This is a genomic window from Mastigocoleus sp. MO_188.B34, assembly GCF_030065675.1.
GTDB lineage: Bacteria > Cyanobacteriota > Cyanobacteriia > Cyanobacteriales > Nostocaceae > Mastigocoleus.
This window is the reverse complement of the sequence record NZ_JASJDK010000151.1, coordinates 1-16,497: the sequence shown is the minus strand read 5'-3', so window position 1 is coordinate 16,497 and position 16,497 is coordinate 1. Positions and strand designations below refer to the sequence as shown.

13 protein-coding genes are annotated in these 16,497 nt (G+C 37.9%); all 13 read left to right on the top strand.

Annotation, left to right across the window (positions count from 1 at the left end):
• A partial coding sequence (locus tag QNJ50_RS25100) for a COX15/CtaA family protein (protein ID WP_300641045.1) occupies positions 1–693 on the top strand: 693 nt, incomplete at its 5' end.
• Positions 694–1,464: 771 nt separating this feature from the next.
• On the top strand, positions 1,465–2,421 hold the full coding sequence (locus QNJ50_RS25095) for a heme o synthase (protein ID WP_300641043.1): 957 nt from the start codon (positions 1,465–1,467) through the stop codon (positions 2,419–2,421).
• A 1,062-nt stretch (positions 2,422–3,483) separates the two neighbouring features.
• Positions 3,484–3,816: a FeoC-like transcriptional regulator gene (locus QNJ50_RS25090; protein ID WP_300641041.1), complete on the top strand. Its 333-nt coding sequence runs from the start codon at positions 3,484–3,486 to the stop codon at positions 3,814–3,816.
• Between the two features lie 341 nt (positions 3,817–4,157).
• On the top strand, positions 4,158–5,093 hold the full coding sequence (locus tag QNJ50_RS25085; RefSeq protein WP_300641039.1) for a ParB/RepB/Spo0J family partition protein: 936 nt from the start codon (positions 4,158–4,160) through the stop codon (positions 5,091–5,093).
• A gap of 395 nt (positions 5,094–5,488) precedes the next feature.
• A complete protein-coding gene (locus tag QNJ50_RS25080) occupies positions 5,489–6,718 on the top strand; it encodes a 2-deoxy-scyllo-inosose synthase (RefSeq protein ID WP_300641037.1) in 1,230 nt (409 codons plus the stop codon).
• Positions 6,719–6,985: 267 nt separating this feature from the next.
• Positions 6,986–7,588, top strand: a complete 603-nt coding sequence (locus QNJ50_RS25075) for a cytochrome b/b6 domain-containing protein (RefSeq protein ID WP_300641035.1) — start codon at positions 6,986–6,988, stop codon at positions 7,586–7,588.
• Between the two features lie 41 nt (positions 7,589–7,629).
• Positions 7,630–8,856, top strand: coding sequence for an MFS transporter (locus tag QNJ50_RS25070; RefSeq protein WP_300641033.1), 1,227 nt, complete (start codon positions 7,630–7,632; stop codon positions 8,854–8,856).
• Between the two features lie 44 nt (positions 8,857–8,900).
• Positions 8,901–9,719 (top strand): sugar phosphate isomerase/epimerase family protein, encoded by an 819-nt coding sequence (locus QNJ50_RS25065; RefSeq protein ID WP_300641031.1) that lies wholly within the window; start codon positions 8,901–8,903, stop codon positions 9,717–9,719.
• A 113-nt stretch (positions 9,720–9,832) separates the two neighbouring features.
• Positions 9,833–10,600, top strand: coding sequence for an SDR family oxidoreductase (locus tag QNJ50_RS25060; protein ID WP_300641029.1), 768 nt, complete (start codon positions 9,833–9,835; stop codon positions 10,598–10,600).
• An 867-nt stretch (positions 10,601–11,467) separates the two neighbouring features.
• Positions 11,468–14,572: a tetratricopeptide repeat protein gene (locus QNJ50_RS25055; RefSeq protein ID WP_300641027.1), complete on the top strand. Its 3,105-nt coding sequence runs from the start codon at positions 11,468–11,470 to the stop codon at positions 14,570–14,572.
• Between the two features lie 61 nt (positions 14,573–14,633).
• Positions 14,634–14,957 (top strand): hypothetical protein, encoded by a 324-nt coding sequence (locus tag QNJ50_RS25050; protein ID WP_300641047.1) that lies wholly within the window; start codon positions 14,634–14,636, stop codon positions 14,955–14,957.
• Positions 14,958–15,609: 652 nt separating this feature from the next.
• Positions 15,610–15,804, top strand: coding sequence for a heavy-metal-associated domain-containing protein (locus tag QNJ50_RS25045; protein WP_300641025.1), 195 nt, complete (start codon positions 15,610–15,612; stop codon positions 15,802–15,804).
• Between the two features lie 256 nt (positions 15,805–16,060).
• A partial coding sequence (locus QNJ50_RS25040; RefSeq protein ID WP_300641023.1) for a cation transporter occupies positions 16,061–16,497 on the top strand: 437 nt, incomplete at its 3' end.

Below are 16,497 nucleotides of genomic sequence, written 5' to 3'. Positions count from 1 at the left end.
GCGATCGCACTTTCTGGTTTATCTTGGTGGTATCGTCGCTCCTTACCTCGCTGGTTACCATTCGCAGCAACCTTCGCCCTTTTCTTAATAGTTTTTCAGGGCATATTAGGAGGACTTACCGTTACCCAACTGTTACGGTTTGATATTGTCACAGCCCACTTAGCAACAGCATTATTATTTTTTATTACCCTGATAGTAATTGGTGTAGTGCTTACTCCCTATCAAGGTACCGGTACTGTTGCTCGCCTACCTTGGGTAGGTTTAACTGCAGCAATTTTCGTCTATTTGCAAAGTTTACTCGGAGCACTGCTTGGTTCTAGATGGGCTCTACATCAATGTTTCGGCGATTCTCAACTTTGTGCTGTCATGTATAGCCATATAGTCGGCATTCTCCCCCCTACAGCAGCGACTTTAGCAGTAGTATTCATTGCGTGGCGCACGCCTGCTTTACATGCAGTGTTACGAAAATTAGCAAACTTGGCTGGTTCTTTACTAATTTTGCAATTGGTTTTAGGTTTCGCTACTTTCCGTTTGCATTTACAGGTAGAGCCATTGACAGTTTCCCACCAAGCCATAGGAGCAGCTTTATTAGGAACTTTAGTTGCTTTTACAACATTTGCAATTCGCGATCAATATTCCGTTTCTAGTAGCTCTGCTCCTACAAGTGTTACCGAGTCATCTACTACCAGTTAATTAGTAATTGTTGAGCAGTAAGTAAATTAAATCTATCGTAATAATTGATTTGAGATGGGGTAAATAATAGTTAGTTGTGCTAAATTTTGTGGGTATTAGTCAGAGTCTTAGTGTTGGGAGTTGCTAATATTGGGATTTACTGAAGTATATTTCATCCAGAATCACTATATATCCGCCCATTCTGGAAAATATCTATTCTGGAAAATTAATATAATTACCCACAGGAATTTAACCCACAGGGGAGTCTAATTTCCCCATCTCAACCCCATTTCCCAAGTAATTATTTGTTATTGGACGGAAGGTTCAAGTGATTTGATTAAAAATGCTACGGATTAATTAGCTAAAAAACTCTTAACTTAGAATTTATAGCTGTTTGTTGGCGACTGTTGCCAACTTAAAGATGGAAACACTAATGGGAAAAGCAGTAAGATTGAAGCTTTTTCGGGTATCCCGTTGATTATAGATTGCCCCAAGCAGTTCATAGGATGGGGTTTGCTTAAGTCCTGACAGATTCTTATTGAAAAATTCCGAGATTGAATTCCGGTGCAAAATCAGATCGAAAACTAAATCAAACCAACCCAACTCAAAATTTGCTCTAGCAAGTCTCAATCTCGATTTTTGAATAATGAAATTTTCTTGTTTACTCGAACTTGAAAATTACGAAAGGAACAATTTGTAGCAAAAACTTTTCTTGTTGCTATTAGATTTTCTCTCCCTGTCTCACAGGCGCTCAGTATAAGTTGTCAACAAAATAAGGAACTAATTGTCAAGATGATTGAGACAAAAGTCTCTCGCCACCACGAAACCTTTCTCCAGGTAGTCCAAAGCTATTACCAGCTGACAAAACCTCGAATCATTCCATTACTATTGATTACTACTGCTGGAAGTATGTGGATTGCTTCTTCGGGAGAGGTAGATCCATTGCTTTTGTTAGCAACTCTTGCAGGTGGAACCTTTGCTGCTGCTAGCGCCCAAGTAATCAATTGTGTTTATGACCGAGATATCGATTATGATATGGAGCGCACGCGTCACCGTCCCATGCCCTCCGGTAGAATTCAAGGGCGGGATGCGATTATTTTCGCGATCGCTTTAGCCATCATTTCCTTTACCTTATTAACTGTTTGTGCCAATCTATTGGCTGCAATGCTAGCGATGTCTGGCATTGCATTTTACGTGCTAATTTACACTTATTGGCTCAAACGTCATAGCACACAAAATATTGTGATTGGTGGGGCAGCAGGTGCGATCCCCGCATTGGTCGGGTGGGCTGCAGTTACCAATAGCTTAAGCCTCACAGCATGGTTAATATTTGCCATTGTTTTTGTCTGGACGCCACCTCATTTTTGGTCTTTAGCTTTAATGATTAAGGATGATTACGCAAAAGTAGGCGTACCAATGTTACCAGTTGTGGCAGGTAGCGAACCAACTGTTAAGCAAATTTGGTGGTACACCTTAGTTACTGTTGCTGCTAGCTTGTTATTGGTTTATCCCCTCCATGCAAGTGGAATTGTCTATGCTTGTGTTGCTTTGGGATTAGGTAGCATATTTATTCAAAAAGCATGGAGATTGTTAAATAATCCTGAAGACCGTACTTTGGCTCGGGGGATGTTTCTCTATTCCATTTCCTACATGATGTTGTTGTGTTTGAGTATGGTGATTGATAGTCTTCCCATAACTCACGGTGTTATCAACTTTGCAGTGAGTACATTACACTTCATCATTGGTTAAAGATTTTCCTCACTTCAAGTCGGTTAGTATACATTCAGAAAAAATAAATTCAAAAAAACCGAGTTCGTAATAAACTCGGTTTTTTTGTGGCTAGGTATTAGCGATCGTTGTTCGTTCAGTCATCAGGGAACAGTTTTATTAGTTAATGTGCTATGTAAACTCAGATATAAGGCTACGGCTAAGCGCACACGACAGAGGCTGAGCCGTTGGACACACTACGTGAACATTCGCACTTGATACGTTCAAACGCCGACGCAACAGACTCTGTCACGTCTCTACAATCTTGATGTTTACCATAAATGATTTAGGATTTAGGGTTGCTATATGAAGTGTTTTCAAGGACTATTTGGCGTTAATAGTAAAAAAGTTGGATAGTTGATTTTCTGAAAGATACTCAGTGGTTGAGATTTGAGTTTTTTAAACTTATTGCAATAAATTCCTATTTTTTGCTAGTCTAACTAAAAGAAAAGATTCTTATTTAGCTCAAGATTATGGATTGGACTAATAGAATATATGTATTTTCATTGTCATGTTTTGTAATCATAAATACTTCCTAGGCGTCTTATAAAAGTATGAAGATTTTGGTTCAAGGATGAAATACGAGTCAAACTACTGATTTACATTACTAAATACTGGATATTAGTGATTTCTAGTAGGAAACTTCTGCAAATGGTTATTAACATAGATGAAATTAGGTCTCATTTCCTTAATGCGACTGATGCGACAATTTATGCTTAATTTGCAAATGCTTAATTTGCAATAAGTTTGCAATTCATTTAGAAGAACTTATGAACAAGTATGATGGTAATCAGTATTAGAAAAGAAATAATTCGGCTCAACATACTCAGTATTTCTTGGTACAACAGGATGGGAAAGTTCACAAAGCTTGAGAATGATCATATGACTGGGTAAATATCAGTAAGCCTTTCCCTTTAGCAATGAGCGACTCCGTCTGAAGGAAGAAGGAAGAGAGCCTGCGGCGTCGGTGGAGGAGGGAGCCTCTGGAAGAAGGAAGATGTCAAGAAACGCGTTTCCCACAAAAATATTCCTTCCTGTTCAGCTTTGCTGCGTTCAAAGACACAAGGATACAAGCCCTTAGTCGGAGAATGTGGAGAATTAATGATTGTCTCTACAATCAAGAAAGATGATCCTAAAAAACTGAATTTAAAGATGATTTTAAAGGAATTGCAACAGTTTTTTGTCCAACACAAAAAAGTTTCCCTTGCTGATCTACAGTTATACTTTCGCATTGATAAGGATGCTTTAAGGGGAATGTTAAATCGATTGATTCGCAAAGGTCGCATCCGTAAAATGGAAAATAGTAAAAAATGTGGTGGATGTCATAGCTGTGCTGATGAAGCGCTTGAATTTTATGAGTGGGTAAATACCAAATAAACCATTGGTTAAAACTTTGGGCGAATCTTAAATGCTATTTATATATATAATATCTAGTTTTTTTTGATAACTTACATCTGCTGAAAATCATTCATAACTAAATATTTTCGATTGATGATTCAACCAAGTTAAAGTTTTTGAACTTGAGTGATTAATTATAAATTTTGAAAGGGAAATTCTTAATTTTTTAGTAGCTGCACATATTAGAGATTAAGGGTAGAAAATATCTTAACTATATATCTAGAAAATCTAAAAATAATGAATCGTTAATGGTGAATGTAATTACAACAAAATGCTCTACTGATTGTCATAAAATCTATACCAAATAATGGAGAAGTCTTATGTCTGCGAAAAAGACTATAGTTAAACAAGATTCATTTCACCAAGAGATGAAGAGTATAGACTTTTTATCAGAAGGCAATCAAGGGCTAAGTTATTATCAGAAAGTCAAGATTGATTCAATTGTTTTGTCTCAGTTACAAGTCAGGCATTACTTAGACCCTCAAAAGCAGCAAAAACTGGTTCAATCGATCGAAACTCACGGAATTTTAGAAAATTTAATCGTTCGACCAATTGAAGGGACAGAAGAGCTATTTGAATTAGTAGCAGGTGAGAGGCGCTATAAAGCTGCGATAGCTGCAGGTTTAGAAAAAGTACCTGTGAAAATATGTTCTCTTAATGACGAACAAGCTCTCCAAATCTCCTTAATAGAGAACTTACAACGGGAAGATTTAGATCCAGTGGAAGAAACCGAGGCAATCTTACAACTTCTAGCTTCTCGACTTCAAATATCCCAAAGTGCAGTCAGTTCTTTACTGTATCGAATGCAAAACGATATCTTGAGAATGAATGATAAAGTTATCATTCAACCTGATGCTGAGGTAATCGAACAAGTTTTTAACGAATTAGGGTTAATGAATTGGAAATCTTTTGTCAGCAATCGCTTACCTCTATTAAAGCTTCCTGCAGAGATACTAGATGCATTACGCGAAAGAAGTATTGTCTATACCAAAGCTAAAGCGATTGCCAAAGTCAAGAATTTGCAATTCCGAAAAGAATTATTAACAGAAGCCATTGAGAAAAAACTCTCTCTAAGCCAAATTAGAGAAAAGATAAAGGTTTTTCAGCCTAACTACGGTCAGTTATCTCCACAAGCGACCATTGAGTCTACGGTCTATCGTCTTAAAGTAGCGCAATTATGGAAGAAAGATCCTCAAAAATGGAAACAGATTAAAGAATGCTTGCATAATATAGATACTTTACTAAATGAAGAGTAATACGGCATAAAATCATATGCAGTCTGAAATTAATTCTGAAAATCAATACTTCAATTGATATTTTTAGAGTTATGGCTTTTCACTAGCCTGAATATATATATTTATTTGTAATATAAAAATAACTTCTAATTGATGTGAAGCGTAATTGATTAAAAATTACGTTTTTTTATTTTTATGCTTTTCAAATTATGCTTTTCAAATATTTCTGTATTGACTAATACAGATAAAACATATGTTTATTAAATTAATAAAAGTCAATTTAATAAATAATAATAACTGAATATATCCAACTATATTGACATAAATTTAAGTTATTGTTCGTAGTATTACCTATGCATAAATAGCTATATCTATGGTGTTAGATTAATTGGTGTGGAACTGAAAGCCATAGGATTATGGACATTATTAAAAACACAAAATGGTCGCCAGGAAAAGTAATCGAACTGAGTAGTGAGCTAGAAAAACCCAGTCCCTTTTATTTTGGATATGACATTGAAGAAAAGTTTGTTGCACAGTTGGAGAAATATACACCCGACAAAATATTTTTCTTTACCGAACCACATCTATTCGAGCTTTATGGCAAGGATATTTACAAAAAGTTGGAAGAGAAGTTTCCTTGTAATTTAGAATTTGTACCTCCAGGAGAGAAATGTAAATATTTCCCTGTACTGGAAGAAATGTGCGAAAACTTGATTGCTAAAGGTGCTTCTAAAAAATCTATTCTGTTAGCATTTGGTGGTGGTACTGTAGGCAATGTAGTTGGTTTAGCAGCAGGTTTAATTTATCGTGGTATTCGGTTTGTAGAAATACCCACAAATATGACCTCCCAAACTGACAGTACTCTGAGTAATAAACAGGCTGTTAATGGTAAGACAGGGAAAAATCATTTTGGTCTGTACCACGCACCAATATTTATTTGGGCTGATACTAAATATCTTAAGAGCGAACCTGTTTGCTCCCGCCGAAGTGGTATCATTGAAGGGATAAAAAATGGATTTATTTCCGATCCCAGCTTTTTAGATTATCTTGAAGGAGTACTCAATCCTGAGAACCACTTTTCCGATGATGAAATAACGGAATTGGCTTACAGAATTATTCTTTCTAAGTTAGAAATCCTCAAGCGAGATCCAAGCGAAAAACATTACGGAATTGTTCTCGAATACGGTCATACTTTCGGTCATGCTATTGAGTGGCTAGAAGAAGGTAAATTATCCCATGGGGAATCGGTTTCCTTCGGAATGAAAATTGCTGCAGAACTAGCTAGAGAGATGGGATTCATCTCACACGAAGATGTAGAACGACATTATTACCTGATCGAAAACAAACTTGGTTTCAATCGTCTTCTTCCCGAGCATATTACGACTGAAAAACTCATGGATGCAATGATTGCAGACAACAAAAAAACAGGGGAGGATCTAAGATTTGTAATCTTAGAAAGAATCGGTCAATGTTGCGATCCTGAGGGAGATTACTTGATTACAATCGATCCTCAATTGGTCAGGAGAATTATTACTAACTTTATCGAGCGACAAAATAGTAAAAGGAGTAGTCAGACTAGCGAGATGCTTGGATGGAAGACTAAGCAATCTCATTCAGATGTTCAAGTCGTAACTACTCGCAACTAAAATAATCAAATGGCTTATTTTAGGTTGAAATATACCTAAGATAAGCTATCCCCCAATTATATATCTTTTTTGACCTTAAGTTTTAATTGATTTAGTTGAACTTATCCCACTAATATAATTTTTACTCAAAAGCATTAAATATTTTAAGAACTAAAAAGGAAAAATCAAGCTTTTCAGGCAAATTTCACTCAAACAGATAAGCATGTTTAGAATGGTGGGATAGGTTGCTTCTTCCTCTAACATCGACAAAATAAAGGGGTAATTCCCGTGACACTTTCCCAAGCTAAACCCAAAAATGTCAAGAAGAAATCACCGTCTCAACGCTTATGGTTTCTCCATTGGTTAATGACACTTTTCTATCTATTATTGTTTATTGGCGGCAAATATATGGCAGGTTTGCCAGAATCTCTTTCTTACCGAGAAACTATTTTTGACTCCCATAAAACTCTGGGTATGTTAGCTATGAGTTTGCTTTTAGAAAGAATTTCTTTATTGTTATGGATAGTTTTGCGTAAATACCGCCAAAATAAACACAAACAAGGTCGATTGAAAAAAATTGCTCTCCACACAACTTTATACTTGTTTATGCTCTTGGTGCCATTGAGTGGTTATTTTGATTCCAATATTGGCGCTCATGATGTCAGGATCTTCGCTACCAATATCATATTACCTCCCCTCTTCTCTGTAAATGAACAATGGGAAGTCTCTGGGTTTGGTGACAGCATACATTTTTGGCTTTCCTATACTTTTCTTGCTTTTATTATTCTCCATAGCATCGAGCAAAAGAAATATCTTCAAGCACAAATGCGTCGTTTTTCTAAGGCTAGTACGATCGCAATGAACAAGTACTTTCCTAAAACTAAAACATAGTAAACATAACAATTTCTAGATTTTTCTCTGCATTTAGATTTATGAGTACAAGTAGTGGTAGAAAACATCGATCGCCACAAAAAATCTATACTGATCGCAATCTTCAAATTGTTATTGGGATTGCTTTGATGGCTATTTTAGGCTCTGGTAGCATTGGACCAGTTTTACCAACTATGGCTGATGCTCTTGATATCCCGCATGAGCAAATTGGACTGGTGATCACAGCTTTTGTTATACCGATCGCAATTGGAACTCCCATATCTGGAGTGTTAGCCGATCGCTTTGGTAGAAAACAAATTTTGATACCTGCTTTAATCCTATTTGCGATCGCCGGAGCAGCTTGTGTGTTTGCGCCCAATTTTCGCACTTTGTTGGAGTTACGTTTCCTACAAGGGGTAGGTGCGGCTCCTTTGGAATCTTTAGCTCTGACTTTAATTAGCGATTTATATAGCGGAAATATGCTGACCGCAGCGATGGGTTTAAATGCGAGTGTCATCGGCATCAGTTTAGCAGTATACCCCGTAATTAGTGGAGGTTTGACAAGCTTCGGATGGCAATATCCTTTTCTATTACCCTTAGCAGCAATTCCCATTGCATTGTTAGCAATTTTCTCTTTGCAGATACCCAAGTTACCCCAACAAGAGGATTTTAATCTGAAAAGCTATTTGGAAAATATTGGACATAGCATTAATAATCGTCAAGTTATAGGATTACTATGTGCGGTAGTCGCTTTATTTATTCTTTTATTTGGTCCTTATTTTACCTACATTCCTATCGTTGCAAGTGATGATTTAGGTGCTTCTGCTGTAACAATTGGGATTATTCAAGCAGGTATGGCGCTTTCCCTTGCTTTTGTTTCTTCCCAAATTGCCTTATTTCCCGAATATCTTTCTGAGATTACACTAATTAAAGTCTCATTTGTTGTTTACACTCTGGCACTAATAATTACCCCCGTACTTCATAATATCTGGTTGTTATTTATTCCTAGCGCACTGTTTGGAGCAGCCCATGGGATGTCCTTTCCTTCAACTCAAGCTCTTTTGGGTAAACTTGCTCCCGAAGAGTATAGGGCTGGATTTATGGCAGTTAACGCCACTGTTTTATCAATTGCACAAGGATTAGGACCCATATTGGCTGGAGGGGCTTTTGTTGTGTGGGGAATCAATGGAGTATTTGTTGGTGGTGCGAGTTTTGCGGTTGTGACATTCTTATTACTCAGTAGAATTTTTGCTAAAAGACCTGAACCCAAAAGCTCAAATATAGGATAAAGAAAATTACAGTCAATTTTCTAGAGTTATCAAAAGTGAGGTTGATGATGAGAAGAAAAATTGGTGTTTGCACGTGGATCTTTGGGAACATCGAACCGGTTAATCTTGCAGATATGATTCATGAGATGAGGTTTGATGGTGTAGAGCTATATATAGATACAGATTGTTTTTCCCCTCAATATATCAAACAAATTTTTGCCGATCGCGGTTTGGAAATATTCTCTATCACTCCTAGTAACGTAAATTTAGCGAGTAGTAGTACTAACAGCAGAAAAAATGCGATCACCTATTATAAAAAGCTGATTGATTATGGTTCCGAACTCGGTGAACCAATTGTTATTTGTCATGAATATATTCAAAGTCAACTTGGAGCGGTTGATTCTGGCTCGATTGAGGTTTTAGCAGAATCTTGTCAAGAGATTGCTTTATATGCTCTACAAGGTAATCTCAAACTGGGCTTTGAACCCCTGAATCGTTATTTATGCAGCTTTATTCTCACAAGCACCGATGCTCAATATTTACTCGGTCTGATTAACGCTGCAAATATGACTATTGTTTTAGATGCTTTTCACATGAACTTAGAAGAAGACGATCCGGTTCAAGCGATCAGACGATGTGGAGACAAACTCAGCATCTATCAAATAGCTGATTCTAATAGAAAAGGAATCGGGTTAGGACATACCAATTTTACAAGTCATTTAGACGCCCTCGATGCAATTAATTACAATGGTCCACTCATCCTCGAACCTGCTGGTTTGCGACAAAGACCTGGTTCTTCCGAAAATCTGAATTTAGATGAAATTAAATTCCATCTTTACAAGAGTAGAAATTGGTTGCTCGGACGGACTCAAGCCTTAGTTTGAGAGAAAAATTAGTCCAAACAGGATTTAGCTTCATCCACACACTAGCCCAAAAAATTAACCCAAAAAGCATAGTAACCCAAACAGGATAATATTCTTTGAGCTCAGCAATAATCATGAATCCAATTTATCCCGATCTTAAAAACAAACATATTTTAATCACTGGTGGTAGTAATGGTATTGGCGAAGCTTTAACTAGAGCTTTCGCACAGCAAGCTGCTGCAATCACAATTCTCGATAAAGACGATCGCAAGGGTTTAGCTATAGCTGCAGAATGCGAACAATATCCCTGTAAATTTAATGTATATCCAGTAGATCTAACTGATACCGAAGCCCTGACTGCAACCATTGCTCAAATAAGAAAAGAACAACCAGTAGTTAACGTCCTCGTCAATAATGCTGGTTACGACCCCAGATATGAATTACTGGAAATGAGCGAGCAGCAATGGAATGATTTATTTCAACTCAATGTAGTGCATTACTTTATCACCTGTCGCGAACTTTTACCGGATCTTATTAGTGCGGGTGGAGGTAGCATTATTATGACTAGCTCCCATGTAGTATGGATTGCGAAAGCCAATATGATTGCATATAACGCTACTAAAGCCGCCATAGTGGGAATGGTACGCGGTTTAGCTGAGGCTGTAGGGAAACATCATATCAGAGTTAATGCGATCGCGCCGGGTTGGATAATGACCGAAAGACAGTTACAGCAATGGGTAACACCAGAAGCTAAACATAAAACGGTACATGAGTTACAGTGTCTTCCCCTGGAATTAACACCTCAAGAACTTGTAGGGACTTATTTATTTCTTGCTTCCGATACTTCCAGGGCTATAACCCGTCAAACTATAGTAGTTGATGCTGGATATGCTCATAGTTGAATCAAGTCAGGAGTCAGGAGTCAGGAGTTAGAAGTCAGGAGTCAGAAGTCAGAAGTCAGGAGTCAAGAGTTGTAGAGACGTAGCATGCTACGTCTGTCAGAAGTACTGTTTTTTCTTTTTCTAGTTTTGATCTGTTATGAATGGGTGCTTTATTTCGCCACCATCTACAAGTTCATTCACTATTGACGGATAAAACTAGGTGGTTCTTAATAATGTTTTATTACTTTTTATATATATGCAAAATTTGTGCATCACAAAATAATTTTAATGTGATACACTAAATTTAGTTCATAGAAAACATGCCTCGTTGCTCATGCTGCAGCGGGGCTTTTATTTTAGCTCTTATTTTTAAAGCGAACGATTCTACAATTTAGGCATCAGAAGCATTTACGCCTGTATATGCTTTTACTGTCGAATCACCATAATACGTAAAGTTTATAATTTACGTATTACTTTCACTTTAAATATAGCTTACTTCTAATTTAGCACAATAATAAGTCAAAATAATACCGGCGATGTTCTTGCAGGAAATTAATAACACAGTAATCTGTTTGCAGCAGCGCCCTTGAAGCGGAACGCGATCGCATTTCTGTAAATTCAACATTGGGTATTGGGAATTAGATATTGGATATTAGATATTGGATATTAGATATTGGATATTGGAAAATTAATATTCCATAGACGCAACGGAGGCTTAACGCCGACGCCGCAGACTCTGGCGTGTCTCTACAGGGGTTTTGATGAAAAAGCAATATTCAGGATAAACGAAATAAACTAATAGTTGCTAGCCGAATAATCTCAAACACATCCGAAATTACATTCGCTAACATTGGAGATAATACTTGATATCCCTAATTTCCCGGATTTATGCAAGTCCTTCGCTTTGACCTCAAGCCAATTCAGAACAATCACGTAGAGTTACGCTATTTTTTCAAAGATTCAATTCAGTATGAAGAGCGGTATCTTAATTTAGCAGAAATTACCGATTTAGTCGAAATAGCCGAACGGGATTATTACACTCCTTTACCCGAACAACATGATATTACGGGTAAACGTTTATTTCATTGGCTCGATGGAGATGAGCGCTGGTTGAGTCGAGCAATTAGGGAATGTCAGGGGGAAGAGTTAATTTTAGCGTTCAAAGCAGAGCAACGATTAACACATCTTCCTTGGGAAGTACTGCACAATGGTGATGATTTTTTGATTCATCAGGTAAATCCGGTAGTGGTTCCGGTACGCTGGATTGACGGGAATGTTGAAAGCAAAGAATTGGAAACAAGACCTTTACGGGTACTGTTTATGGCAACTTCTCCCTTAAATGTAAAACCAGTACTGGATTTTGAGCAAGAAGAAGCAACTATTTTGAAGGAAACCGAATCCACAGATTCTCCTTTAGAGTTGAGAGTTGAAGAAAGTGGTTCTACTTCCGGATTACAAAAAGTTTGGAGTCGCTACACCGATACTTTTGATATTTTTCACCTCAGCGGACACGCTTCGATAAGTGATGAAGATGCTATACCTTACTTTATTACAGAAACTGAAACGGGGGAACGTCGTAATACTACGGCTGAGGAATTAGCTAAAGTATTACAGTTTCGCTTTCCTAAACTGGTGTTTTTGTCGGGATGTCGTACCGGGGAATCAATCAAGAAGGGAGCTTTACCTTCAATGGCTGAAAGTTTGATTAAAAAAGGTGCGACTGCGGTTTTAGGTTGGGGTCGTCCCGTGACGGATATTGGTGCGACGCTTGCAGCAGCTAAATTATACGGTAAGTTGGCAGATGGATATAGTTTACCTCAAGCTTTAGCTTGTACCTACGAGTTTTTACTAGAATCAAACATCAAAGACTGGAATTTGCTACGCTTGTACGTGCAGGGTGAATGTCCCGGTGCATTGGTAAATCCTTTGGGGGACGAGGTTTGGATACCTGAAGAACCTGTATATGAGCAATTTTTAGACCCAGTGACTCAGCAAGTACGGGTCGCAACTCCTGACCAATTTGTGGGAAGAAGACGGACTTTGCAACGCTGTCTCAAAGAACTTGGTAGATCCAAAAATTTGGGTGTATTAATTCACGGTATGGGAGGTGTGGGTAAAAGTAGTGTGACAGCAAGACTATTGGAGAGGATGACTGGTTATGACCGGATTGTGATTTATCGGGGGTTGGATGAAGCAAAGTTATTAAAAAGTCTTTCCGAACAATGTACTTCGGAAACGGGACATGAGATTTTAAATGGTAAATTACCTTTAATGCAGCGACTGACCAAGTTTTTACAAGCAGGTTTGAATCGCAAGGAACAGCGTTTTACCTTTGTCCTAGATGATTTTGAAGCGAATTTAGAACTGCAAGGTAGGGATTATGTCTTAAAACCCGAAGTTGTATCTGTATTAACAGATCTGTTAAAAGCAATTCAGAAATCCCGACTTCCCCACCGAGTAATTATTACTTCCCGTTACGACTTTAAATTACCGCAACTCGACCGCAATATTTACCGTGAACCTTTAGCAGCACTGCGTAATGCGGATTTAATTAAGAAATATAATCGTTTAGAGTCATTTAATGGCACGGTAGATATAGATCCAGAAATACAATCACGGGCTAAAAAAGCTGCTGACGGTAATCCCCGACTGTTGGAATGGTTGGATAAAATCCTCAGTGATGAAATTACGGATTTAGATATTATCTTAGAAAAGATAGAGAAAACAGAAAAAGAATTCCGTGAGAATATTTTGGCAAAGGAATTGTTAAAACAACAAGATGGGGATTTAAAAAAGCTGTTGGGAAAAGCTTTGGTGTATGAATTACCAGTTCCCAAAGATGCAATTTCTGCAATTTACCAGGATATCTCGAATTTAGACAGTCACATCCAGCGTGGTGCGAGTTTGGGTTTATTGGAAGTTAATTTAACTATTAATAGAGATAATAATACAAATCAACTATATCGCGTTTCCCGGATTCTTGAAACATTATTAGAACCTGAAAATAAAGAAACTTTGTCTGGGGAAGCAGCAAAAATTTTATATCGTTTGTGGTGGGAAAGTGGAGAAACCTCCACAGAAGAACAACAATTAGAAATTCATCGCTTAGCTTTGCTGGGGAAAGAAAAAGAAATCGTTGCTAATGTAGCGTCTAATCTAGCAAATAACTGGTGGCACAAAAGTCGTTACAGAGAAACAGTAGAGTTTTGTAAGTCAACCTTAGAAGTTACAGAAGATTATCGCGTTCTCAAGGAAATGGCTTATTGTCAACAAAACTTGGGTGAAGTTGAACAAGCATTAGAAAATTATCAACAAGCAAAAAAACTTTGTCCGTCGGAAGATGAATACGAAACAGCATCGATTTGTCATTATTTAGGAATGATTTACCAACAACAAGGTAAGGTGGATGATGCGATCGCACTTCACCAACAATCTTTAGACATAAAAGAAAAAATAGGTGACCAACAGGGGAAAGCTGCTTCCTTACACTGTCTTGCAATCATTTACCAACAACAAGGTAAGGTCGATGATGCGATTGCTCTTCACCAACAAGTTTTGGCGTTAGATGGAAAAGTAGGTAACCAACAGGGGAAAGCTGCTTCCTTAAGCTGTCTTGGAAAAATTTACCAACAACAAGGTAAGGTGGATGATGCGATCGCACTTCACCAACAATCTTTGGATATAAAAGAAAAAATAGGTGACCAACAGGGGAAAGCAACTTCCTTACACCAATTTGCAATCATTTACCAACAACAAGGTAAGGTGGATGATGCGATCGCTCTCTTCCAACAATCTTTGCAAATAAATGAAAAAATTGGTGAAGTCCACGGTAAAGCTATGAGTTTGTGGTGGTTGGGACGTATCGCACAAGAGCAAGGAGACAACAGCACCGCACTTGAATATTTACAAGAATCTTTGGAGATTTTACAGCGTATCAAGTCACCCGATGCTCAAAGTGTTAAGGAAATGATTGATGAAATTAGAGGTGAATAATTTCCAATACAGTTTATGCGCTTTTATTTAAAATCATATAGGAATCATTCGTGGGTAAATGATGGCAGAGATTCAAGTAGCAATTGAGGGTGAAGATTCAGTTTCAGCAACAGAAAACCTGTTGTCAATTTCAGGAATTTCGGGAAACTATACTAAATCCGGAGAAACCGAAAAAGAAGGGGTAGTTACCACTATTGCAACTATTGTTGGAATTGTCGGGGGAACAATGGCAATAGCCGAACAAATCCGCAAGTGGTATCTCGAGTACAAGCAAAGCAAGTCCGGTAAAACAATTCCCAAGGTGTTGATTGTTGGGAAGAATGGTGAAAGGTTACTTTTAGAAGGTGCTACAGCCGAACAAATTCAAAAGATTTTGAATAGTTGATTTATTGTTCTGCTTCCCAGGTTCAGTCTGGGAACCAAGATCTGGAGGCTCCGCCTAGGCTGTTGACTCTGTGGGTTTTTGGAAGGTGACATTTCATTCAACATCTGTGACATTACTTGTTCCTTGTCTCTGGCAAGGAATACGGTATTGGAGGCTCCGCCTCCAGTCTGGACAAGAGGCAGAGCCTTTTACTATGGGTTCCCAGGCGGAGCCTTGGAACCAGATAGTCTGGGAACCAAGATTTGGAAGCTCCGCTTCTTGAATGAGCTTGTTTTATGCAATATCTAATAAACTTATGTGGGGGAATTCCACTAGTAAAGCATCCTGGAAGCGATTAATTTTTCAAAAACCTTATATATATGGGCGCACTATATTCCCACCATAATAAAATAGTATCCGAAAAATTACTTATTTGCAATAGGAAACTTCCAAATCTTAAGATTTTCTCTTGACTCTCTAGTTGACTGGAGGGTTTATCATATTTCCAACAAAGTCATTTATTTATTTGCGCTAATATAGCGCTACGTAGTTAGGTTAGGACATCTATGAGTCCTGAAACATATGTACAGTAAGCTTTTGACTTTTGATTTTTTACTTTTGACTTGCGCGTAGCGCTATATTTCATCTAATTACGTTTAACCCAACCAAGATTATGACTTTAACATTGAAAGTTCCTGATATTGCTTGTTCTGCTTGTGTTAGTGCTGTCACGGATGCCATAAAGTCATTTGACTCGAGTGCAACTGTAGAAGCTGACCCCAAAACAAAAATAGTTAATGTTCAAACTCAACAACCGGAAGACAAAATTAAACAAGTTTTGGCTAACGCTGGTTATCCTGCGGCTTAATCCAATACAGTCTATTAATCATAATGGCGGTGCGTTACGGCGCGGTGATGAAGGTGACCTAAAAAAGATATTCTTTTACGCGCCTAACACACCCTACTGGACTTTTATACAGACGCGACATGTCGCGTCTCTACGACTTTTGAATTTTGTACAGACGTGACATGTCACGTCTCTAAGACTTTTGAATTTTGTACAGACGTGACATGTCACGTCTCTAAGACTTTTGACTTTTGACTTGCGCCTAGCGCCTAGCGCCATGGATATTTTGACACTAAAAATAAGGGGAATGAGTTGTGCTTCTTGTAGTAGCACTATAGAAAAAGCTATTAATTCAGTTCCTGGAGTGAGGGAATGTACTGTTAGCTTTGGTGCGCAACAAGCAACTGTTAAATACAATCCCCAAAAAACCGACATCAAACAAATTCAAGATGCTGTAGATGCTGCTGGTTATCAGGCTTATCCCCTCGAAGAACAGGAGATGATGGTGGGGGAAGATGATAAGGAAAAAGCAGTTCGTAAAGCTGAAGAACGGAATCTAATTCGTAAGTTAGTTGTAGGGAGCATTATCAGCATCATCTTAATTGTTGGTGGTCTTCCAATGATGACTGGTTTAGAATTTTCCTTCATTCCTGGATGGTTGCATAATCCTTGGTTGCAGTTGATATTAACGACTCCAGTACAGTTTTGGTGTGG